General features: G+C 34.6%; 18 protein-coding genes. 10 read left to right on the plus strand and 8 right to left on the minus strand.

Annotation, left to right across the window (positions count from 1 at the left end):
* Nucleotides 1-164: 164 nt before the first annotated feature.
* From D1J36_RS08210 to D1J36_RS08220, 3 genes are all read left to right on the plus strand, one after another.
* Nucleotides 165-3,404, plus strand: a complete 3,240-nt coding sequence (locus D1J36_RS08210) for a S41 family peptidase (RefSeq protein ID WP_154138178.1) — start codon at nucleotides 165-167, stop codon at nucleotides 3,402-3,404.
* 92 nt (nucleotides 3,405-3,496) lie between these two features.
* Nucleotides 3,497-4,405 carry a bestrophin family ion channel gene (locus D1J36_RS08215; RefSeq protein ID WP_154138179.1) on the plus strand — a complete coding sequence of 303 codons (909 nt, stop codon included), beginning with the start codon at nucleotides 3,497-3,499 and terminating at the stop codon, nucleotides 4,403-4,405.
* Between the two features lie 11 nt (nucleotides 4,406-4,416).
* Complete coding sequence (locus tag D1J36_RS08220) at nucleotides 4,417-4,713, plus strand: hypothetical protein (protein ID WP_154138180.1); 297 nt, start codon at nucleotides 4,417-4,419, stop codon at nucleotides 4,711-4,713.
* Here the strand turns inward: D1J36_RS08220 and D1J36_RS08225 are convergent.
* The 6 genes from D1J36_RS08225 to D1J36_RS08250 form a co-directional block, all read right to left on the minus strand.
* Nucleotides 4,710-6,740 (minus strand): recombinase, encoded by a 2,031-nt coding sequence (locus tag D1J36_RS08225; protein ID WP_154138181.1) that lies wholly within the window; start codon nucleotides 6,738-6,740, stop codon nucleotides 4,710-4,712. The genes D1J36_RS08220 and D1J36_RS08225 overlap by 4 nt on opposite strands.
* A 5-nt stretch (nucleotides 6,741-6,745) precedes the next feature.
* Nucleotides 6,746-7,390, minus strand: a complete 645-nt coding sequence (gene mtgA / locus D1J36_RS08230) for a monofunctional biosynthetic peptidoglycan transglycosylase (RefSeq protein WP_154138182.1) — start codon at nucleotides 7,388-7,390, stop codon at nucleotides 6,746-6,748.
* 188 nt (nucleotides 7,391-7,578) lie between these two features.
* Nucleotides 7,579-8,784 (minus strand): metallophosphoesterase, encoded by a 1,206-nt coding sequence (locus D1J36_RS08235; RefSeq protein ID WP_154138183.1) that lies wholly within the window; start codon nucleotides 8,782-8,784, stop codon nucleotides 7,579-7,581.
* A gap of 460 nt (nucleotides 8,785-9,244) precedes the next feature.
* Nucleotides 9,245-10,009, minus strand: coding sequence for a porin family protein (locus D1J36_RS08240; RefSeq protein WP_154138184.1), 765 nt, complete (start codon nucleotides 10,007-10,009; stop codon nucleotides 9,245-9,247).
* A 45-nt stretch (nucleotides 10,010-10,054) separates the two neighbouring features.
* Complete coding sequence (gene ubiE / locus D1J36_RS08245) at nucleotides 10,055-10,777, minus strand: bifunctional demethylmenaquinone methyltransferase/2-methoxy-6-polyprenyl-1,4-benzoquinol methylase UbiE (protein WP_154138185.1); 723 nt, start codon at nucleotides 10,775-10,777, stop codon at nucleotides 10,055-10,057.
* 12 nt (nucleotides 10,778-10,789) lie between these two features.
* Nucleotides 10,790-11,359 (minus strand): hypothetical protein, encoded by a 570-nt coding sequence (locus D1J36_RS08250; protein ID WP_153927903.1) that lies wholly within the window; start codon nucleotides 11,357-11,359, stop codon nucleotides 10,790-10,792.
* A 142-nt stretch (nucleotides 11,360-11,501) separates the two neighbouring features.
* Here D1J36_RS08250 and D1J36_RS08255 point away from each other — a divergent pair, with 142 nt between their 5' ends.
* Nucleotides 11,502-12,569, plus strand: coding sequence for a 3-oxoacyl-ACP synthase III family protein (locus D1J36_RS08255; protein WP_154138186.1), 1,068 nt, complete (start codon nucleotides 11,502-11,504; stop codon nucleotides 12,567-12,569).
* A gap of 12 nt (nucleotides 12,570-12,581) precedes the next feature.
* Nucleotides 12,582-12,926: a phage holin family protein gene (locus D1J36_RS08260; RefSeq protein ID WP_154138187.1), complete on the plus strand. Its 345-nt coding sequence runs from the start codon at nucleotides 12,582-12,584 to the stop codon at nucleotides 12,924-12,926.
* Between the two features lie 6 nt (nucleotides 12,927-12,932).
* Here the strand turns inward: D1J36_RS08260 and D1J36_RS08265 are convergent, their stop codons facing one another.
* Complete coding sequence (locus D1J36_RS08265; RefSeq protein WP_154138188.1) at nucleotides 12,933-14,219, minus strand: M64 family metallopeptidase; 1,287 nt, start codon at nucleotides 14,217-14,219, stop codon at nucleotides 12,933-12,935.
* Between the two features lie 123 nt (nucleotides 14,220-14,342).
* On the opposite strand from D1J36_RS08265, the gene ychF reads away from it, so the two are divergent.
* Nucleotides 14,343-15,434 carry a redox-regulated ATPase YchF gene (ychF, locus tag D1J36_RS08270; protein ID WP_154138189.1) on the plus strand — a complete coding sequence of 364 codons (1,092 nt, stop codon included), beginning with the start codon at nucleotides 14,343-14,345 and terminating at the stop codon, nucleotides 15,432-15,434.
* 76 nt (nucleotides 15,435-15,510) lie between these two features.
* On the opposite strand, the gene fsa is transcribed toward ychF, so the two are convergent.
* Nucleotides 15,511-16,164: a fructose-6-phosphate aldolase gene (fsa, locus tag D1J36_RS08275; RefSeq protein ID WP_014938906.1), complete on the minus strand. Its 654-nt coding sequence runs from the start codon at nucleotides 16,162-16,164 to the stop codon at nucleotides 15,511-15,513.
* A 124-nt stretch (nucleotides 16,165-16,288) separates the two neighbouring features.
* Here fsa and D1J36_RS08280 point away from each other — a divergent pair, with 124 nt between their 5' ends.
* The 4 genes from D1J36_RS08280 (at nucleotide 16,289) to D1J36_RS08295 (ending at nucleotide 21,374) form a co-directional block, all read left to right on the plus strand.
* Nucleotides 16,289-17,107: an enoyl-ACP reductase FabI gene (locus D1J36_RS08280; RefSeq protein WP_154138190.1), complete on the plus strand. Its 819-nt coding sequence runs from the start codon at nucleotides 16,289-16,291 to the stop codon at nucleotides 17,105-17,107.
* 160 nt (nucleotides 17,108-17,267) lie between these two features.
* A complete protein-coding gene (locus tag D1J36_RS08285; protein WP_185147755.1) occupies nucleotides 17,268-18,272 on the plus strand; it encodes a peptidylprolyl isomerase in 1,005 nt (334 codons plus the stop codon).
* Nucleotides 18,273-18,494: 222 nt separating this feature from the next.
* Entirely contained in the window at nucleotides 18,495-18,944 is a 450-nt protein-coding gene (locus D1J36_RS08290; RefSeq protein ID WP_064970168.1) for a MarR family winged helix-turn-helix transcriptional regulator, read from the plus strand.
* Nucleotides 18,945-18,968: 24 nt separating this feature from the next.
* The gene (locus tag D1J36_RS08295; RefSeq protein ID WP_154138192.1) at nucleotides 18,969-21,374 is read left to right on the plus strand and encodes a 3-hydroxyacyl-CoA dehydrogenase/enoyl-CoA hydratase family protein; all 2,406 of its coding nucleotides are present in this window, start codon (nucleotides 18,969-18,971) and stop codon (nucleotides 21,372-21,374) included.
* Nucleotides 21,375-21,397 lie beyond the last annotated feature (23 nt).

The raw sequence follows: 21,397 nt of genomic DNA on the forward strand, positions 1-21,397 counted from the left end.
AAAGATTTATTCAATTTTAAAGACTGTCTTTTGAGGCAGTCTTTTGTTTTTCCATTGATTTTAAGAGGAAAGCCTATTTATATATTTTTTGTATTTTTGGGGAGTGAGGTCTTTAGTGAGGGTTCACTTTCTACTGATTAACCAAGAATTTATTATAAAAAACGATGAGAAAGTTAAATTTTGCTTTACTATTGCTACTGGTTTGGGCTAGTGCTTTGGGGAATAATTCGCCCTTATGGCTGAGGAATACAGCTATTTCTCCTGATGGAAAAAAAATTGCGTTTACCTATATGGGAGACATTTATACAGTATCTTCGGAGGGTGGTTCTGCAGCAAGGCTTACTACACATCCAGCTTACGATTCAGACCCTGTATGGTCTCCTGATGGGAAATTTATTGCGTTTAGTAGTGATAGAGAAAATGGGTTTCAACGAGTTTTTATTATGCCTTCACAAGGTGGAGAAGCCAAGCAAGTAACCTTTCATTCTCAGACGGCATTGCCATTAGCTTTCTCCAAAGATGGGAAATACATTATTTATTCGGCTAACCTTCAAAATAGTCCTCAGAATGTTATTTTTCCATCAGCTTCTATACAGTTATATCAAATTTCTATTGATGGAGGACAACCAGAACGAATTTTTAATTCTTCTACTAAGTCTATTAGCTTGACTTCTAATGGGGAGGCTATGTATTATGAAAACATTAAAGGTAATGAAAATCAGTGGCGTAAGCATCATACCTCTTCAGTTACGAGAGATATATGGAGATACGATTTTAAGTCTAAAAAGCACACTCAAATTATCAATTGGAAGGGAGAAGACCGAAATCCTGTATTGAGTTCAGACGGGAAGGCTTTATATTTCCTTAGTGAAAGAGCGGGTAATTTTAATGTGTTTAAAACCTCTGTTGCACAGCCTTCTAAGATAGAACAGGTTACTTTTCATAAAGATTTTCCAGTACGTTATTTATCTGTAGCGAATAACGGCTCTATAGCTTACAGTTATGATGGTGAAATCTACTTATCTAAACCAATGGGCAAACCTCAGAAGGTAAATGTAAATATCATTAGTGATGTTTCTAATCAGCAGAGTAAATTTATGGCGTTCAGTTCAGGGGCGACTTCATCTTCAGTTTCTCCAGACGGTAAACAGATAGCTATGGTAATTAGAGGTGAAGTTTTTGTAAGTTCTACCGACTATAATACAACCAAACAAATTACCAAAACAGCAGCAGCAGAGCAAGGTGTAAGTTTTTCAGCAGATGGGAGAAGTCTTGTTTACGCTAGTTATAGAGATGGCTATTGGGATTTATACAAGGCAAGTATTCAAAGAAAAGAAGACCCTAACTTTTCTAATGCAACTCTAATTACTGAGGAAAAGCTCATTCCTAGTGATAATTCGGAGAAAATGTATCCTCAATATTCGCCTGACGGTAAAGAGGTAGCTTTTGTCCAGAACCGAACACATATTGCTATTTACAATTTTGAAACTAAAAAAATCAGAAAAATTACAGATCCTAAGTATCAAACAGAGAGAAATGGATACATCAATTACGAATGGTCGCCTGATGGTAAATGGCTTGTGGTACAGTATATTGCGAGGGATAGGGTGCCTTATTCCGATATAGGTATCATAAGTACAGAAGGTGGTAAGGAGATTGTGAATATTACAGACTCTGGTTATTTTGATACCAATCCTCATTGGGCGTTAGATGGTAATGCTATTATTTGGAAATCTGAACGCTACGGAATGCGTAATCACGCTTCTTGGGGGTCTATGAGCGACCAAATGATAGTGTTTCTTAATAGAGAAGCCTACGATAAATATCGTATGAACAAAGAGGAATACGAACTTTTAACTGAGGCTGAAAAGAAGGAAAAAAAATCCGAAGCGGAAGATGCTAAAGACAACAAAGACGATAAAAAGGAAACGCCTAAGAAAGATAAGAAATCTAAAGACATCAATATAGAATGGGAGAATCTATCCGAACGAGTGGTAAGGCTTACACCAAATTCTTCGGAGCTTGGCGATGCTATTATCAGTAAGGACGGAAAGAAACTCTATTATCTAGCTTCTTTTGAAAAAGGGTTTGATTTGTGGGTACACGATTTAAGAGAAAGGTCAACAAAGCTATTGTCTAAACTCAATGGTTCGTCGGCTTATTTAGAGGCAAGTAAAGATGGTAAGAAAATCTTTTTACTAAGCGGACAAAAAGCCAAACTTTTAGAATTGCCATCAGAAAAGATAAAAGACCTTAGTTTTTCAGCGGATATGAAGCTGGATTTAACTAAGGAAAGAGAATTTATGTTTGATATGGTAAAAAGAGAACTCAAAGAGCGTTTCTATGTTAAAGATATACACGGCGTTAATTGGGAAAAACTCACAGAACAATACCGAAAATACCTTCCATACATCAATAACAACTACGATTTTTCGGAAATGCTTAGTGAACTTTTAGGAGAGCTTAATGTATCACATACAGGGTCTAAATACCGTCCTTCAGCATCATATCAAGCGGCAACAGCAGAATTAGGTGTGTTTGTTACCCCAAAGGATAATGGACTTTTGATAGAAGAAATACCTGTAAATAGTCCGTTCGATAATTATCGTTCTAAAGCGAAACAAGGGCATATTATTGAAAAAATAGATGGAGAAGCTATTACACCTAAAGTAGATTATTATCAGTATTTGGAAGGTAAAGCAGGAAAGAAGATTTTAATTTCTCTTTATAATCCTAAAGATGGAACACGCTGGGACGAAGAAATAAAAGGGATAAATGCGTGGAGATGGAACGAAATCCTTTATCAAAGATGGATTAAGCAAAGAGCCGCAGATGTAGAAAAATGGTCTGGCGGAAGGTTAGGCTATGTGCATATTCGTTCTATGGGAGATGATAGTTTCCGTGAGGTGTATTCTGATGTTTTAGGGAAATATAATAATAAAGAAGGTATCGTAATAGATATTAGAAATAATGGAGGAGGGCGTTTGCACGAGGATATAGAGGTTTTCTTTAGTGCTAAAAAATACCTTATTCAGAAGGTTCAAGGGAAGAAGTATGGGGTAATGCCTAGTCGCCGTTGGACGAAACCATCTATTATGGTAATTAACGAAGCCGATTATTCTAATGCACATGGTACGCCGTGGGTTTATAAGCATTTAAAGTTAGGTAAATTGGTAGGTGCACCGGTTCCTGGTACAATGACTTCGGTTAATTGGGTTACATTGCAAGACCCAACATTAATCTTTGGAATTCCTGCGGTAGGCTATGAAAAAGAAGATGGTACTTATTTAGAAAACTTTGAACTTCAGCCAGATATAGAAGTTTATTTGGATCAAGAAAAAGCCAATCAAGGTGAGGATAATCAGCTTAAACGAGCAGTAGAAGAGCTACTGAAAGATTTGTAGAACTAAATAAAAACTAAAATCCCTGTTATAGAATTGTAGCAGGGATTTTTTTATATAAAAAACACTATTTTTGGATATTCTTTTAACATAATATGATTAAAACAGAAAAACAGGGATTATTACAACTATTTAAAATAGCGTTACCATATCTTATTTACACAACGCTGTATGCCATGCTTGTGTTAGGTCTAGAAGAGCTTTTTGGAGACCATATTTATAAAATATCGGGGCAAATAGGCTCTGTATTTGGTCTTGCGATTGCATTTTTCTTGGGATTTAGAATGAATTCCGCATACGACCGTTGGTGGGAAGCGAGAAAGATATTTGGGGAACTTACCAATAATTCTAGGAGTTTTGTAGCTAAAATCTATGCTTATTACAGTAATGATGAGAATATCAACTTGGCTACTCTAGAAAAAAACGCTAAAATATATGACCTTATTCAATTGACTATCGCTTATATACAACAGTTTAAAAATGAAATTCATAATAATCCTAAACCTATCTTTGATGAAAAATCAAAGGTGTTATTAGAGAGGTATAATATCAACGAGGAACATAAAATTTCTAATGAATTGTTGGTAAGTATTTCTAAAGAGATAGAAGAAGACTTTAAGAATACTGCAAACATTGAAAAAAGCGATTTGATGCAACATATCAATCGTTTTTACGATATACAAGGTAAGGCAGAAAGGATAAAAAATACTCCTTTTTTAATGATTTATAGTGCTTTCACTAAGATTATTGTGAGTTTTTATGTGATTTTGATTCCTTTGTTTATAGGAGATATAGATTTGGGTGGAGAGCAAAGTGGATTTGAGTTTTTAGCCATTCCTATTATGGTGGTTATTAGTACTTCTTTTTTAACTATAAATAAGCTGGCTAACCTTTACGGAGAAGCTTTTTCTGAAAATAAGACTTCTGTAACGGTAACCGAAATTTGCAATACCATAGAAAGTAATTGTAAAGAAGTGCAATCTAAATTATCAGTTAAAAACTAGCACATTATTTAATGAAGAATAAGAAAAAAAGGGCTTATCAGTCTTCGGATTTGGTTAAAATTTTTGCGAAGAAATTTGGGTTTGAAGAGAAGCTATTAGCTTTCCAAATCAAAGATTTTTTAGAAGATTATTTGGACGATGAACTTTTTGAAGAAATAGGAGATGTTAATCTTTTGGACAAAATTTTAACCATAAAAGTAAAATCCCCATTGCTAAAAAATGATTTTAGAATGAGGAAAACTTTTTTTATTCAAAAATTTAAAGAAGTAGCAGGTGAAAATGTAGTAGAGGAGGTCTATTTTGTTTAGTTTTTCCCCTCTTTTTCTAGTTCTACTACCATTTTTTCAGCATTGGTATTTACACCAGAAGGTAATGGAATGAAAAATTTAGCTGGATTTTTAACAAAGGTGTTAAAAATTTCTCTGTAGATTAACCCTACTTCTCCAAATTTAACCTTTCTAGAACGGAACGCTAACGACATTGATAGCCCAAAACTTACGATAAAGTTGAAAAATCCGATTAGAAATACTGTAATGAAACTAATCCAAAAAGTTCCCATATCAATATCGAACCCTTTTCCGTATATGGCTAAAGCGAGGTTGCCAGCGGCAAAGGTAATGTGCCTAATATCCAAATCTAATCCTAAAAAGTTACCAATAGGAGCTGTGGCACCTAAGAATACTCCGAACCAAAAGTTAGAAACAACACCCGCCCAGTTTTTAGAATAAAATGCAGAAATGCTTCGGGCAGCCTTTGCTCCAAAGGCTTTGTTAAGGTAAGGATTTTTAATTATTCGTTGAGGAATTTGGTAAAACCTAGAGTTGTTGCTGATATTTCCAGATATAATCCCTGAAATAAATAAAAATACCCCAGCTATACTAGCGTGTAGTATAGCCTTGGATTCTACAGGGTTTAAGTCCCTCAAAAGTTTATTAGCTTTATCTGCGGCAAGGTTTTGTTGGAAGATAATATCCAATCCATAGATAATAAGTAGAGCTACTGGGAAGGCAAGCAATACATTGCCTACAAATGCAATAAATTGTGTTCTGAATAATTTTGATACTAAATCTGCAAAATCAGTGTAGTTTTTAGAAGTGTTTTTATCTTCGGATAATACTTTCGCCATAGTAGCTGCTGTCATAGCAGGTTGTTTAGTCGCCAAAGTGTAGTGCAAGAGATAGATGAGTACAAAGCCCATAGCATAGTTGAACGAGTACAAAAATGCGTGGGTAAATTCACTACCATTACTGTAGCTATAAAGCATCTTTAGTACACATAAAAATCCTACGATGATACCACCTCCGGCCGCTTTTTTAAACATATCCATATACTGCTTATAATTGAAAGCGATATAATGAGTTCCTGCCTGTGCGGTATGAGTAGTAATGAGGTGAGAAAGTTGTAAGGTGCTATCCGCAAATAGTTCGCTGAAATTGTTTCTGTGAGATTTGTACCTTAGAATGTTTTCTACTAAAGTTTTAGACTGTTCAAGATGAGCGGTCTTATCCTCTGTAACCAGTAGCGGTAATATTTCAGAAATTCTTACCAGCTGTTGTCTAATTTTCATTAAAGACTGGTTGGTCTTGCTAGATAGCCCGTATTTAGAGGTGTTTTTAAATGCTATTTTAATGAAATCTAAACATTGGTTAAGGTAAACTTTAGCTTGTTTATAATGTTCGTTTTTAGTAGAAATTTTAACTTCTGAAGTTTCTTGAAATAACTCTAGTAGGCGGTCAATTTCATTTTGTAGGGCAATAAAAGGGTTGTCAAAATTTTTATATTCTGGAGCCATTTTAAGTACTTCTACATCTAGGGCATTTCCTATGGCTCTCCAGGCTAAAATGTTGATGGATAAAAATAAATCTTCTTGAACGACCTTTTGTGCAAAAAGGCTCTCAAACCCCATAATTTGTAGAAAAGTATTTTTTTCTTCTTTGGAGAGGTTAAGCAGAAAATCAAAATTGGTTTTAGAGCTAAGTAATATTTTTTCTATGACGAAAGAAACTGTGTCTTCATCTTCTACTGCTGGGAGTACTTTCGCAATTACTCTCTTTTTAAACTCTGCAAAGAAAGAATTTTCGGATAAAATATTAGCCTCTGTAAGAGCCAGAACCATTCGTTTTCCTCGGAAAATATTTTTTAGATAATGAGCAAAATTATGCTTTAAATCTTCATTTTGGGTGAGTATATCTAATAAATGGCTGAAGCCTTCCTTTTTAGTAGCTTCGAATATTTCAGACAAAGGTTCTAGTGCAGAGGTTTCGTTCTGAAATTTAAAATATTTTGTAATGAGAGATTCTAGTGATTCTATAGGACGATTACTAAATATATTCATAAAAACTATTTTAAAGAGATAAAGTTCATTTGTCTCATAATCCACTTATGCTTTCTGTTGAGATAAGGCGTGGGGTTTTTAGGGTCGTACTTCTTTGGGTTAGGCAATACGGCAGCTATCCAAGCGGCTTCGCTTTTGGTGAGGTCTTTAGCTGGTTTGTTAAAATAGTATTGCGATGCCGCTTCTACCCCAAAAACGCCCTGTCCCATTTCTATAGAGTTAAGGTATCTTTCTAGAATAATATCTTTAGACCAAATCTTTTCAATAATAAAGGTATAGACAGCCTCTAGCCCTTTTCTTATCCAACTTCTGCCATTCCATAAGAAGATGTTTTTGGCAGTTTGTTGAGAAATGGTGCTGCCTCCTTGTATGCTTTTGCCTTTTTCGTTGTGTTTCATAGCCCTTTCAATAGCTTTAAAATCAAAGCCGTTGTGGGTGTAAAAATTTTGGTCTTCGGAGGCTATAACGGCTTTTTTTACATGGTTGCCCATTTCAGAAAATGCAATATAATCTCTATCTAGTTTGTGGTATTTTATCAATCCTTCTACCTGTGTAATGGTAATGATGGGATTGAAAAACCGCCCACTAATTAGCATTAGTATATTTATCAGTACAGCTAAAAACAGTATTTTCTTAATGAATTTAAACATAATTGATTTCCAAAAAGTAAAAAATTTCTCACAAAAATAAGGTATAATTTTTAAATACTGCCTCGTCGTGCATTTTAAAAATGGTTTTGTTTTAATGTTATTGACTTTACTACTAAAAGACGGATAGTCGCAACTGGAAACGGTATCTTATCACTAAAAAATAGATAGCCGCGATATTGCCCCTTTTCTTATTCTAAGACAAATAGGGTGATTTCTGGATTGATGCCCACTCTTCCAGAAAATCCTAATACTCCAAAACCTCTGTTTACATAGAGATATTTCCCATTGCTTTCGTAGAGGTCTGCCCATTTAGGATAGCGGTATTTTACGGGAGACCACTTGATGTTTTTTAAATCAATTCCGAACTGCATTCCGTGGGTGTGTCCAGAAAGTGTGAGCTGTATATCTTTGGGGTGATGTTTTACTATGTGGTCAAAGTGGGTAGGGTCGTGGCTCATAAGTATTTTAGTGGCTTCTTCGGGAATGCCTTTAGTCGCTAAGTCTAAATCTCCGAGTTGAGGAAAAGGCAATTCTCCCCAGTTTTCCACGCCGATAAGGTACAGAGAAGCTCCATTTTTATTGATGGTATGGTGTTCATTTCTTAACATTTTGAAACCAGCTTTGTGTTGTAGTTCTATGAGTTTGGGGATATTTTGGGCTTTTTCTTCTTTGGAGTTCCATTGTCCATAATCTCCGTAGTCGTGGTTTCCGAGTACAGAATATTTACCGTCTTTGGCTTTAATTTTAGAAAATAAATCAACGAAAGGTAAAAATTCTTCTGCATAATTATTCACCATATCTCCTGTAAATAGAACCAAATCTGGATTTTGAGAATTGATGAGTTCAATGGCTTTTTGCAATTTTTCGGGCTGACTAAAACTACCACTATGGACATCAGAAATTTGAATGATTTTGTAACCTTTAAATTCTTTCGGTAGATTTTTTAGTTTCAGTCTTACTTGTCTTAAAGTATGGCGGTATTTTCCGAAAATAATCCCGTCAATCACAGAGGCTGAAAACAAAGCTGCTGCGCCCATACCGATTAAGGTAATGAAGTTTCTTCTTTCTGGATAGAAAGCGGATTTGGACAAAATGCGTTTAGTCCCAAATTGTAGAACTCTTATAATATCATCAAATAAAATAAAAGCGAGTAGGAGTAGCTTTGGAAGTATAAAAATCATAAGAATACTAGAGATAATAAACACTTTTTTATTATTTCTAGCGGAAGCATCAAAGGTTAGTATTTCAAAAAGTAGCCAACCATATAATGAAATAGTGATAAGCCAGTAGGTGATTTTAAGCCAAGGGCTAGAGTAAAGTGTTCTAATGGCATTATAAATGTAAAACTCTAGTAAGAAAAAAATAACAATAAAAGGAACTATGTTTTTTAGCATAATGTTTAGTTTTAATAAGGCAATTTGTAATTAACGATTATCTATTTTTTAGTAAAAACGACTGTTTCTGATTGCGACACTCTATTTTTTAGTAATAAATTATCATTTCCGAACTGCGACGCTCTATTTTTTAGTAAAAATGACTGTTTCCGATTGCGACACTCTATTTTTTAGTGATAAATCATCATTTCCGAACTGCGACGCTCTATTTTTTAGTAATAAATGACTGTTTCCGATTGCGACACTCTATTTTTTAGTAATAAATTATCATTTCCGAACTGCGACGCTCTATTTTTTAGTAAAAATGACTGTTTCCGATTGCGATTATCCATTTTTTAGTAATAAACGACTGTAGCCATTAGTAAACATTTAAAGTAAAACTATTTTTAAATGTACAGAGAGTAAAAAAGCACTCTTTTAATATTGTGAGTGCTTTGTATTATTCGGTTATGAGTTATTATTATTCAAATTTAAGTACAAACATAAAACTTCTCCCTTGGGTAGAGGTAAGTGCAGATGTCCAGTAAGGTAGAGTGTTGGCATTATCTCTCACAAGTTCGTTGCCCATAGTGAAAGTGCCTCTAAAGGCTGGCGTAAGTTTAAATTTACTGAAATAAAATTGTATGCCTACCTCTCCAGAATAACCAAAATTGTGGGTGGTACTACGGAAGGTGCCATTGGCATTATCATCTTCGCTACTAGAGTTGGATTGTAAATTCACCAGCCAATTAACACCAGCTGCTACATAAGGTCTAGAGTTAAACCATCTATCGGCGTGTATTTCTAGCAGAAGCGGAATGTCTATTGTAGTTGCCTTAATTTTTCTCACTTTATCTTCTTCGGTAAGTTTTTTTGGAGTGAATGGCGCTTTGGCATCAGTAGCGTAAATATCATTAACTTGGGTATCAAAATATAAATCTCGTTCTATAAATTGCATTCCAGGTTCTAGCCTCAAATCTAGATTTTTGTTGATTCTCATTCTCCCTATCAATCCTGCACCAAAGCTATAAGTAGGCTTGGAGGAAACCAAATTTTTATTTCCTCTAGTGCCGTATTTAGGGTCTAGTACCATTTTATAATCGTTTTGGCTACCATTAAGGAAAAATCCGTAGCTGAACTTTTTATCATCAATACCTTCCATTCTGTCCATTCTATCCTTTATTCTAAACTGTGCAGAAGCGATGGCAGTAACACTAATGAGGATTAAAAAAAGTGTTTTTTTCATAAAATAATGTCTTATTGTAAGATATTAAACAGAGAATATGGTTTTTTATTTTGTTGCTTTGTAAATAGTCGCAATACCTAAACTTTGTTTTTTGTATTCTACCTTTCTAAAGCCTACATTTAGCAAGATTTCTTTCATTTTTTCACCATAAGGGAAGGCATTTACAGAATCGGGTAAATAGGTGTATGCACGGCTATCTTTGGAGATAAGTTTGCCTATTCTAGGGAGAATGTTTTTAAAATAAAACATATAGAAAGGAGCCAAGAAGCCTTCTACCTTAGAAAACTCAAGAATGTAGATGCTAGAACCTTCTTTTACCACTCTTCGGAATTCGGACAACCCTTTCTCTAAATTTTCAAAGTTTCTAACGCCAAAGGCAGAAGTTACAGAATCGAATTTATTATCCTCAAAAGGTAGATTTTCGGCATCGCCTTTCATCATTTTTATTTTGTCAGAAAGATTTAGCTTTTTAACTTTCTCTATTCCAATATTTAACATTTGTTGCGACAAATCTAGACCTACAATTTCGGCTTTAGTACCTTTTTCCATAGCGATGGCGAGATCTCCTGTACCAGTGGCAATGTCCAATATTAGTTTAGGTTGGTCTTTTTTAAGCCAATTAACGAGTTTTTTTCTCCAAATTAAATCTACTTTTAAAGAGAGTACTCTGTTTAGAAAATCGTACTGTGGAGCTATATTATCAAACATAGCTTCTACTTCTTTTTTCTTTCCTGCTTCGGTGTTATATGGAGTAACTTGTGTTTTCAATTTTAATGTTTTTTAAAATTTATAATATTCGTTATAATAATTTAGAAAATCTTGTTTTCTGAATAGCTTGGTTCTTGACTCTACTTTCTGTATGTTTTTTACCACAGCATCGTAATCTTCGTCTACATTATAATAGAAATCTTCGATGTATAGTTTGTTATAATGGGTTACATCGCCTAGATAATCTTTACCGTCTATTACAGTTTTTCCGTGAGATAATAAAAGAGAATCTTTGTTAGGAATATAGCCATAAAACTGCCTATTAACATAGTAATCTTGATGAGCGATATTAAGTAAACCTCTTAATTTATTTACTTGAAAAGCAGAGTCGTAAATGATTTTTTTGTTATTATCAAAAACTTGAATGCTGTTTTTACCTTTAGATAAATCTACTTGTACAGATTGCCCTGCACTTATAATCTGTTCAGAACCATTATTTATTTTAAAATAATAAGTGTTAGGCGTTGGGTTATCTACCAAATAGTAATTTTTCTTAGCCAAGAAAAAGAAGTAAATAGCAAAGGCTAAAATAACCGCAAGAAAGGAAAAAATAAACCCTTTTACAGGAGCAGATAAATTCATAATCTTAAAAATTTACAGCCACAAAGGTAACATAAAACCACGATTTGAGCAATTTTACTCGTAAAACATAAAACTTTCCCTAAAGTTAAAGTGTTTATCATTATAATTATTAAATTTGCAGTCTAATTTATCCAAAATACTTATGCCAAATACAGTCATTATAGGTTCAGGAAGTTGTGTGCCAAGCAATATAATTAAAGGGTCAGATTTCTTAGATTCTGTTTTTTTTGATGATAATAAAGAGTTGATTGATAAACCTGTACAGGAAGTTATAGACAAGTTTGTAGAAATTACAGAAATAGAAGAACGCCGTTATAGTAATCTGGAAGAGTATAACTCTGACTTAGGACTAAAGGCTTCTCTAGAGGCTTTGGAGGACGCTGGTATAGATAAAGAAGAACTAGACTATATTATTTATGCAAGTAATTTTGGTGAGGTAAGTAATAGTGGTGTTTCTGATTTTATGCCTAGTATGTCTGCAAGGCTAAAAAATAAACTAGGAATTAAGAAACTTAGTTGTATTAACTATGATATGATATTTGGTTGCCCAGGCTGGGTAGAAGCTATGATTTTGGCGGATAGTCTTATTAAAGCAGGGAGAGCTAAATATATTTTGGTTGTAGGAGGAGAGACTCTGAGTAGAGTAACCGACCCTTACGATAGAAATAAAATGATTTTTGCTGATGGAGCTGGTGCCGTAGTGGTAAAGGCTGACGAGAGTAAAGATAAAGGCATTATTGCGGATAGTACTTTGTGTTTTAATGGGGAAGAGCTAAGTTATTTAGAAAACTCGGCTTCGTTGAACCCAAATGCACCTCAAGATAAAAATTATATCAGAATGCGTGGGAGAAAAATTTATGAGTTCGCTCTTAAATATGTCCCAGACGCTATAAAATCTACAATAGATAAAGCTGGTTTAAGCATTCAGGATATTGATAAAATTTTAATTCATCAGGCTAATGCTAAGATGGATCACGCCATTATTTCTCGTTTGCATCGCCTTTACGGAATAAAAACCTACGATGAGGCAATAGCACCAATGACGATTCAGAAATTTGGTAATTCTTCCGTGGCTACTGTGCCTACGATGTATAATCTTATCAAGAAAGGGAAGCTAGGTAATCATCAATTTAAACAAGGAGGATATATTGTGTTCGCTTCTGTAGGAGCAGGAATGAATATCAATGCAATTCTCTATAAAATGGACTAAACTTCTGTTATTATGAAACTGATTATCAAACTTCTTATTGTAGCGGTAAGTGCCTTTGTGCTTCAGAATGTCCTATCAGGAGTGCATATTGCTTCATTTGGCACTGCAGTTATATTTGCTATTATTTTGGGTCTGTTAGACATCACGGTAAAACCTATCTTGAAAATTTTAGGTTTTCCATTAACTATTATTACTTTGGGTTTGTTTTCGTTAGTGATTAACGCCTGTATTATGCTTTTAGCAGAATATCTAGTCAATGGTGTTGTGATTGATAGTTTTTGGTGGGCATTAGGTTTTAGTATTGCTTTGTCTGTCGTTACTTCTGTGCTTAATGGCTTGTTTTTGAGTAAGAAATAAACACTTTTATTTCGTGTAGAATAATATAGTTTCTAACATAGCATCTGTACATACAGGGCAGAAATTTTCTGGAGTGTTAGACTTCATTCTGCAATCTTGTACAGGGCTGTAGATACCTTTTGAAGTGTAGCCTCCGCCTTCAAATACCCCAATACTATTCTTATATAACTCCGTTCTAGGCGTTGGTATAGGTGTATTTTTATTAACCTTATGCTTCCATTTTTTGCCAAAATCTACTAGAGTAGTAAGGTTAGGTTCCCAAGGTTCTACTTTTAGATTGTATAAATCGGTAGTTCCGCCAGAATTGTTGTAATATTCATCTCCGAGACCAGCAAAGCCGTGTCCAAATTCGTGCACAAAAACTTTTTCAGATAAGTAGTTATCCGCTGATACCAAGTTAATCACATTATAAAAACCACCGCCACCATATCTTGGTGTATTTACGATAACAAAAATTTGGTCATAAGGTACATTGGCGGCTATATCCGAAATTTTAAAAGAGGATAAAGTGGTAAGATAGCGAGGCTCTCCGAAGGTATAAAAATGAGAGTTTAAAATGGTGTTTTTATAAATATTTTCTCCAGGAATATCCGTTCCAGATTCTTGGGAAGACGACTCTATAATATATACATTAAAGTGATTTTTATTTGATTTAAAAGGCTCTACGCTCATCATATAATCAATAAAGCGTTGAGCATCTTTTTTAAATTTAGGCATTTCTTCGGCGGTATAGCCTTCTGCTAAAATGGCAATATCTACTGCGTTTTGTGGAGGTTTATGACCGTAAATTTTAGTCGAAGGATAGAAAGAAGGTGTTTCTTTGATGATATCAAACTGATTAGGATTGATGGTTTCTGTAAGAAGATTAGAAAACGAACCATCTCTTTCTCTAGACTGTACTTCAAGAATAATGTTTTGTTTAGGGAAAGGTATGGTGAAAGTGTTTTCAAAAGACTTGTATTTGTTTTTAGCTTCTTCGGTGGCTTGCCATTCGCTGAATATGGGGCTGAAACCTTTAGAAAAAATCACTTTTTTTGAAAGCTCATCTTTTATCACAATTCTATAATTACCCAAATTAGGAAAAATAAGCTGTGCTGAAGTCCCACCACCATAATGAGGTTCTTTTTTTAGTTGATGTATCGTAGCTGTTTTGTGGGTATGGTTACCTGTGAGTAACAAATCTATGCGGAGACTTCCACTGGTGAAATAATCATCAAAATTAAGAGTTTGTGCTATACTTATCTGTGATAAGATGAGCATTGTTATAATGAGTAAATGGTATTTTATTTTCATAAAAGTAGAATATGCTTCACACAAAGTAATGAAAAAATCCTCAAATAACTTTAAAAAACAGAGGTCTTATTTTCTAATCCAATCTTACTTAACTATATTTGCAAAATTATAATATATCTGATTATGAAATGTGGAATTGTAGGTTTGCCTAATGTAGGAAAATCAACCTTGTTTAACTGTCTTAGTAATGCAAAAGCACAGAGTGCTAACTATCCTTTCTGTACCATAGAGCCTAACTTAGGAACGGTATCTGTACCAGACCAAAGATTGTTTGAGTTGGAGAAATTGGTTAATCCAGAGCGAGTTCTTCCTGCTGTGGTGGAGATAGTAGATATAGCGGGACTGGTTAAAGGAGCGAGTAGAGGAGAAGGTTTAGGTAATCAGTTTTTGGCAAATATCCGTGAGTGTGAGGCTATTATCCATGTGTTGAGATGTTTTGATAATGGTAATATCGTACATGTAGAAGGTTCGGTGGACCCACTTAGAGATAAGGAAATTATAGATATAGAGTTACAACTAAAAGATATAGAAACTCTAACTAAAGCGGTAGAAAAAGCCAAGAAGTTTATAAAATCAGGGAAGAAAGAAGATATTTTAAAATATGAAACATTAAAAAGTATCTTAGAATTTGTAGAAAGCGGTAGAAATGCTCGTGAGTTTGAAACTGACGATATTACCCAGCCTATTATAGACGAAATACAATTATTAACTAAAAAGCCAGTGCTTTATCTTTGTAATGTAGATGAAAACTCTATTAAAAATGGCAACGAATGGATAAGTAAAGTAGAGGAAATGGCTCAAAAAGAAGGAGCGGAAGTGCTGGCTTTGGCAGCACAGATAGAGGCAGATATTAACGAACTAGAAACCTACGAAGAACGCCAAATGTTCTTGGAAGAGTTAGGGCTAGAAGAGCCAGGAGTTAATCGTCTTATCCGTAAAGCGTATGAACTTTTAAAGTTGCAAACTTATTTCACGGCAGGCGTAAAAGAGGTAAGAGCATGGACGATAGGTAAAGGTTGGACGGCACCTCAAGCGGCAGGAGTTATCCACACCGATTTTGAGAAAGGGTTTATCCGTGCAGAAGTAATTAAGTACAAAGATTTTATCAATTACGGTTCGGAAGCTAAGGTAAAAGAAGCGGGTAAACTTTCTGTGGAAGGCAAAGAGTATGTTGTACAAGATGGCGATATTATGCATTTCAGATTTAATGTTTAATATCTAAATCAAATAATAAAAAAATCCTCACAACTAAGTTATGAGGATTTTTTGTTTTTAATTATGATGTTGTTTACTAACCTAATTTCTGTGCATCAGCTACAAACTGTGCCAAACCATTATCCGTTAAAGGGTGTTTAAGTAAACTCAATATAGGAGCTAAAGGAGAAGTGATAACATCAGCACCTATTTTAGCACAATCTATAATGTGCATAGAGTGTCTTATAGAAGCGGCTAGAATTTCAGTTTCAAACATATAGTTATCATATATCGTTCTGATTTCTTCTATTAAATTAAGTCCATCAGTAGAGATGTCGTCCAGTCTTCCCAAGAAAGGCGATACATAAGTCGCTCCCGCCTTAGCTGCCAAAAGAGCTTGTCCTGCCGAAAATATTAAAGTACAGTTAGTCTTAATACCTTTATCAGAAAAATACTTTATAGCTTTTATCCCGTCTTTTATCATTGGTATTTTCACTACGATATTAGGGTGGATAGCAGCTAATTCTTCACCTTCTTTTATCATTTCTTCGTAGGTTGTAGAAAGTACCTCTGCCGAAATATCTCCGTCTACCAATTCGCAAATGGTTTTGTAATGATTCATTATAGCTTCTTTCCCTTGTATACCTTCTTTAGCCATTAGAGAAGGGTTGGTGGTTACGCCATCTAAAATACCTAGATTTTTAGCTTCTTTAATTTGTTCAAGATTAGCGGTGTCGATAAAAAATTTCATTTTTTAATTAGATTTTTGTTTCAGCAAAGATAGTAATTTAATGTAAGAAGTCTAGTCAAATTTAGGGTGGATTGTAATCCCAATCTTATTTTTTTTATTATTTTTGTTGCTAAATAAAATAATTATGTCATACGGATTATTAAAAGGAAAAAAGGGAATTATATTTGGAGCTCTTAACGAGCAATCTATCGCTTGGAAAGTAGCGGAAAGATGTCATGAAGAAGGTGCTGAATTTATCTTATCTAATGCACCTATCGCTATGAGAATGGGAGAATTAAACGCTTTGGCAGAAAAAACAGGAGCAGAGGTCATTGGTGCAGACGCTACTTCTATGGAGGATTTAGAAAAACTTTTTGATGCTGCGATAGAAAAATTTGGAAAGCTAGATTTTATTTTACACTCTATAGGAATGTCGGTTAATGTAAGAAAAGGAAAGCCTTATACTGACCTTAATTATAGCTTCTTAGAAAAAGGCTGGGATGTATCGGCTGTTTCTTTCCATAAAGTTATGAAAACCGCTTGGGATAAAGATTGTATGAACGAGTGGGGGTCTATTTTAGCACTTTCTTACATTGCAGCTCAGAGAACTTTCCCAGACTATAACGATATGGCAGATAACAAATCTTATTTGGAGAGTATTGCGAGAAGCTTTGGATACTATTGGGGAGAAAGAAAAGTGAGAGTAAACACCATATCACAATCTCCAACACCTACAACAGCGGGAAGTGGAGTGAAAGGCTTTGGAGGTTTCTTAGGTTATGCAGAAGATATGTCTCCACTAGGCAATGCAACAGCTTTAGATTGTGCTAACTACTGCGTGGCAATGTTTTCTGATTTAACAAGAAAGGTAACGATGCAAAACCTTTTCAATGATGGAGGATTTAGCAATACTGGGGTTTCTCAGAAGATAGTGGATAGATATGATCAAAGTAAAGAAGATTAATCTACTATAATTGAAATAAAGGTAATACCGAGATACTCAAATCTCGGTATTTCGTTTTAGCCATTCCAAAATTAAACTAACGATGAAAAAAATCTTATCTTTGTGTGCTACTTTATTAGCAATTTTATCATTAACTAATTGTAATCCTATATACAAAAAAATGAATATCGAAAAAGAATTTTACAACGCTCTTCCAGAGGGTGTTTATGCAAAAATGGAAACTTCTAAAGGAAGTATGATTATCCAATTTAACGACAAAGAATCTCCTGTAACCGTAGCTAATTTCGTAGGATTAGCACAAGGTACAATAGAAAATAAAGCTAAGAAAAAAGGAGAGCCTTACTATGATGGGATTATTTTCCATAGAGTTATCAAAGATTTTATGATTCAAGGGGGAGACCCAATGGGAACAGGAATGGGAGACCCAGGTTATAAATTTGATGACGAAAAGAACGACCTAAAACACGAAGGTAAAGGTTATCTTTCTATGGCTAATTCAGGTCCTAATACCAATGGTTCTCAGTTTTTTATTACAGAAGTGGCTACACCTTGGTTAGATGGTAAGCATACGGTGTTTGGTAAAGTAATACAAGGTTTAGAAGTTATAGATGCTATTGCTAATGTAGAAATAGGAGCACAGCATAAGCCAAAACAAGATGTAGTAATACAAAAGGTAGAGGTTTTCACTAAAGGTGATTCTTACAAAAATTATGATGCAGCAAAAGTATTTAATGAAGGTAAATCTAAAATCCAAGAAAGAAATAAGGCTTATATAGCTAAAAAAGAAGCAGAGGCAGCTAAGAAGTTAGAAGAATTAAAGGCAGGAATGACGGCTACAGCGTCTGGGCTTTTATATAAAATTACAAAATCCACTGAAGGTAAAGCTCCTAAAGCGGGTGATATGGTGGCAGTACACTATGCAGGAAGATTAACTAATGGACAAGAGTTTGATAACTCTTTTAAAAGAGGAGAACCAATAGAGTTTCCTGTGGGAACGGGTAGAGTAATCAAAGGTTGGGACGAAGGTATTATGCTTCTTAAAGAAGGTGAGCAAGCAACATTGCTTATCCCATCTAATTTGGCTTATGGAGAAAGAGGAGCAGGTGGTGTTATTCCGCCTAATGCATGGCTGTTATTTGATGTAGAACTGGTTAAGGTTAAATAGTTTATATCTTAATTATTATATTTTAAGGGCTTGGTGGTTTTCATCAAGCCCTTAATTTGTTATAAATCTGATGATTAGTTTCTATATGGAATTTATTTTGTATGTTTTGCATATTATTTATAATATTGATTATTATTGATTTAACTTAAATTTAACATTTAATTATTATGCATGCATAGTATTTTGTATTATATTTGAAGTACAAAGTTTTTAGATATAAAAATGGAATCAAATAAAGACAAAATAGAAAACATAGATTTAATACTTAAATCCACTTGGTTAGCTGTTTCTAGAATGTATTCGGAGAAAGCTCAAGAGCATGATTCAACTACTGTACAGGCACTTACTTTGCTGAAGATAGACCCAAAGAACGGAACTAGAAGCACTAATTTAGGTCCTAAAATGGCGATAGAACCCACTTCGCTTACAAGGATTATTAAACTATTGGAGGATAATGGCTATATCTATAAGGATAAGTCATCTACAGATAAAAGAGAAGTTATCATTAAACTAACTGAAAAGGGTTTAGAGTCTAGGAATTTATCCAAGGCGATGGTACTTAACTTTAACAAATTAATTCTTGAGAGAATTTCACCCGAAAAGCTAGAGGTTTTTAAAGAGGTAACTAATGATATTGTGAAGATTGCCAACGAACTCAATCGTAAAAAATAAATAAAAAATAGAATTATACTTAATATGAAAAGAAGAATTAAACACATTACCGTTCTTGGTTCAGGAATTATGGGTGCTGGTATAGCGGCTCATTTTGCCAATATAGGTGTAGAGGTGCTTATGCTAGATATCGTTCCTTTTGAACTTACAGAAGCGGAACAGAAAAAAGGTCTTACTAAAGAGGATAAAGCCTTTAGAAATAGAATTGCGACTGAAAATTTGGAGAAACTTAAAAAGGCAAGTCCTGCATTACTTTACACTCCAAAATTTGCAGATAGAATAACGGTAGGTAACTTTGATGACGATATGTCTAAAATCAAAAATACCGATTGGATTATTGAGGTGGTAGTAGAGAGATTGGATATTAAAAAATCTGTTTACGAAAAGATAGAGCAATACAGAAAAGAAGGTACTTTGGTTTCTTCTAATACATCGGGTATTCCTATCCATCTTCTTACTGAGGGTAGAAGCGATGATTTTAAGAAATATTTTGCAGGAACACACTTCTTCAATCCAGTAAGATATTTACCACTTTTAGAAATTATTCCTACTCCAGAGACAGCTCCAGAAGTGGTAGATTTCTATATGGAATATGGAGCTAAATTTTTAGGGAAAACTACAGTTTTAGCGAAAGATACACCAGCCTTTATTGCGAATAGAATAGGTGTTTTTGGTATGATGGATTTACTTCATAAAGTACAAAAACTAGGGTTAAGCGTATCAGATGTAGATAAACTAACAGGCCCAGTAATTGGTAGACCAAAATCTGCGACATTTAGAACGGCAGATGTGGTGGGGCTAGATACACTTGTACACGTGGCTAATGGCGTTAGAGAAAGTGGAGCAGAGGCAGAAGAGTTTAAGGCAGTATTCCAGTTGCCAGATTATATCCAAAAAATGATGGATAATAATTGGTTGGGCTCTAAGACTCAACAAGGTTTCTTTAAGAAAGTTAAAAATGCCGATGGCAAATCAGAGATATTAGGATTAAACTTAGATACCTTAGAATATGAGTTACAGGATAAGTCTTCTTTCCCTACTCTAGAATTAACTAAAAATATTGATAAGCCTATTGATAGATTTAAGGTTTTAATAGGTGGTAAAGATAAAGCAGGAGAGCTGTATCGCAGCACTTTGGGAGCATTGTTTGCCTATGTTTCTCACAAAGTTCCAGAAATTTCAGACGAAGTTTATAAGATAGATGATGCTATGCGTGCTGGATTTGGTTGGGAAGATGGACCTTTTGAAATTTGGGATGCTGTTGGGATTCAGAAAGGTGTAGAATTGGCCAAAGAAGCTGGCTATGAAGTATCAGATTGGGTTAAATCTTTAGCAGAGCAAGGTAAAGCATTTTATCAGGTGAGTGAAGAAGGTCAAACTTTATACTTTGATAAAACTAAGGCAGATTATCAGTCTATACCAGGGCAAGATGCCTTTATCATTTTAGATAATATTAGAAAAAATAAAACGCTTTGGAGCAATTCTGGTTCGGCGATACAGTATTTAGGTGATGGTATCATCAACTTTGAAATTCGTTCTAAGATGAACTCTCTTGGAGGAGAAGTTTTAGACGGACTTAATAGAGCGATAGACCTAGCAGAAAAGGAATACGATGGTCTAGTAGTGGCTAACCAAGGAGCTAATTTCTCGGTGGGTGCTAACTTAGCTATGATTTTGATGATGGCAATTGACCAAGATTGGGACGATTTGAATATGGCGATTGCTTATTTCCAAAAGTCAATGATGAGGCTTCGTTACTCTTCAATACCAGTGGTGGTAGCTCCGTTTGGAATGACATTAGGTGGTGGTTGTGAAATGACGCTTCACGCTGACCGTGTGGTAGCTGCTGCGGAAACTTACATTGGTCTAGTAGAAGTAGGTGTAGGGGTTATCCCAGGCGGTGGGGGTACTAAAGAAATGACTTTAAGAACCATGAAACAAATGTCTAAAGATGATGTTAAAAACAACCGTCTAAGAGATGCCTTTATGAATATTGCTATGGGTAAAGTGGCTACTTCGGCTTACGAAGCCTATGATATGGATATTCTTCAGCATGGTAAAGACTTTGTGGTAGTCAATAAAAATAGACAGATTGCAGAGGCTAAAAAAGTAGCATTACTAATGGCAGAGCAAGGCTATACACAGCCTGTTTCTGAGAAAGTGAGGGTTTTAGGTAAAGATGCGTTAGGTATGTTCTATGTGGGTACAGACCAAATGCTTACAGGTAATTTCATTTCCGAACATGATAAGAAAATTGCAGATAAGTTAGCTTTTGTAATGGCAGGAGGAAACCTTTCCGAAGAAACTTTAGTTACAGAACAGTACCTTCTTAACTTAGAGAGAGAGACTTTCTTACAGCTTTGTGGAGAAAGAAAAACTTTAGAGCGTATCCAATTTATGCTTCAAAAAGGAAAACCACTAAGAAATTAATTTTTGTTAGATGTTGGATATGA

The organism is Riemerella anatipestifer (assembly GCF_009670965.2).
Lineage (GTDB): Bacteria > Bacteroidota > Bacteroidia > Flavobacteriales > Weeksellaceae > Riemerella > Riemerella anatipestifer_B.

Bases quoted from the DNA above. Each gene is read 5' to 3' on its own strand.
- D1J36_RS08210 (WP_154138178.1), top strand. From the start codon at position 165: ATGAGAAAGTTAAATTTTGCTTTACTATTGCTACTGGTTTGGGCTAGT.
- D1J36_RS08215 (WP_154138179.1), top strand. From the start codon at position 3,497: ATGATTAAAACAGAAAAACAGGGATTATTACAACTATTTAAAATAGCG.
- D1J36_RS08220 (WP_154138180.1), top strand. From the start codon at position 4,417: ATGAAGAATAAGAAAAAAAGGGCTTATCAGTCTTCGGATTTGGTTAAA.
- D1J36_RS08225 (WP_154138181.1), bottom strand. From the start codon at position 6,740: ATGAATATATTTAGTAATCGTCCTATAGAATCACTAGAATCTCTCATT.
- mtgA (WP_154138182.1), bottom strand. From the start codon at position 7,390: ATGTTTAAATTCATTAAGAAAATACTGTTTTTAGCTGTACTGATAAAT.
- D1J36_RS08235 (WP_154138183.1), bottom strand. From the start codon at position 8,784: ATGCTAAAAAACATAGTTCCTTTTATTGTTATTTTTTTCTTACTAGAG.
- D1J36_RS08240 (WP_154138184.1), bottom strand. From the start codon at position 10,009: ATGAAAAAAACACTTTTTTTAATCCTCATTAGTGTTACTGCCATCGCT.
- D1J36_RS08250 (WP_153927903.1), bottom strand. From the start codon at position 11,359: ATGAATTTATCTGCTCCTGTAAAAGGGTTTATTTTTTCCTTTCTTGCG.
- D1J36_RS08255 (WP_154138186.1), top strand. From the start codon at position 11,502: ATGCCAAATACAGTCATTATAGGTTCAGGAAGTTGTGTGCCAAGCAAT.
- D1J36_RS08260 (WP_154138187.1), top strand. From the start codon at position 12,582: ATGAAACTGATTATCAAACTTCTTATTGTAGCGGTAAGTGCCTTTGTG.
- D1J36_RS08265 (WP_154138188.1), bottom strand. From the start codon at position 14,219: ATGAAAATAAAATACCATTTACTCATTATAACAATGCTCATCTTATCA.
- ychF (WP_154138189.1), top strand. From the start codon at position 14,343: ATGAAATGTGGAATTGTAGGTTTGCCTAATGTAGGAAAATCAACCTTG.
- fsa (WP_014938906.1), bottom strand. From the start codon at position 16,164: ATGAAATTTTTTATCGACACCGCTAATCTTGAACAAATTAAAGAAGCT.
- D1J36_RS08280 (WP_154138190.1), top strand. From the start codon at position 16,289: ATGTCATACGGATTATTAAAAGGAAAAAAGGGAATTATATTTGGAGCT.
- D1J36_RS08285 (WP_185147755.1), top strand. From the start codon at position 17,268: ATGAATATCGAAAAAGAATTTTACAACGCTCTTCCAGAGGGTGTTTAT.
- D1J36_RS08290 (WP_064970168.1), top strand. From the start codon at position 18,495: ATGGAATCAAATAAAGACAAAATAGAAAACATAGATTTAATACTTAAA.
- D1J36_RS08295 (WP_154138192.1), top strand. From the start codon at position 18,969: ATGAAAAGAAGAATTAAACACATTACCGTTCTTGGTTCAGGAATTATG.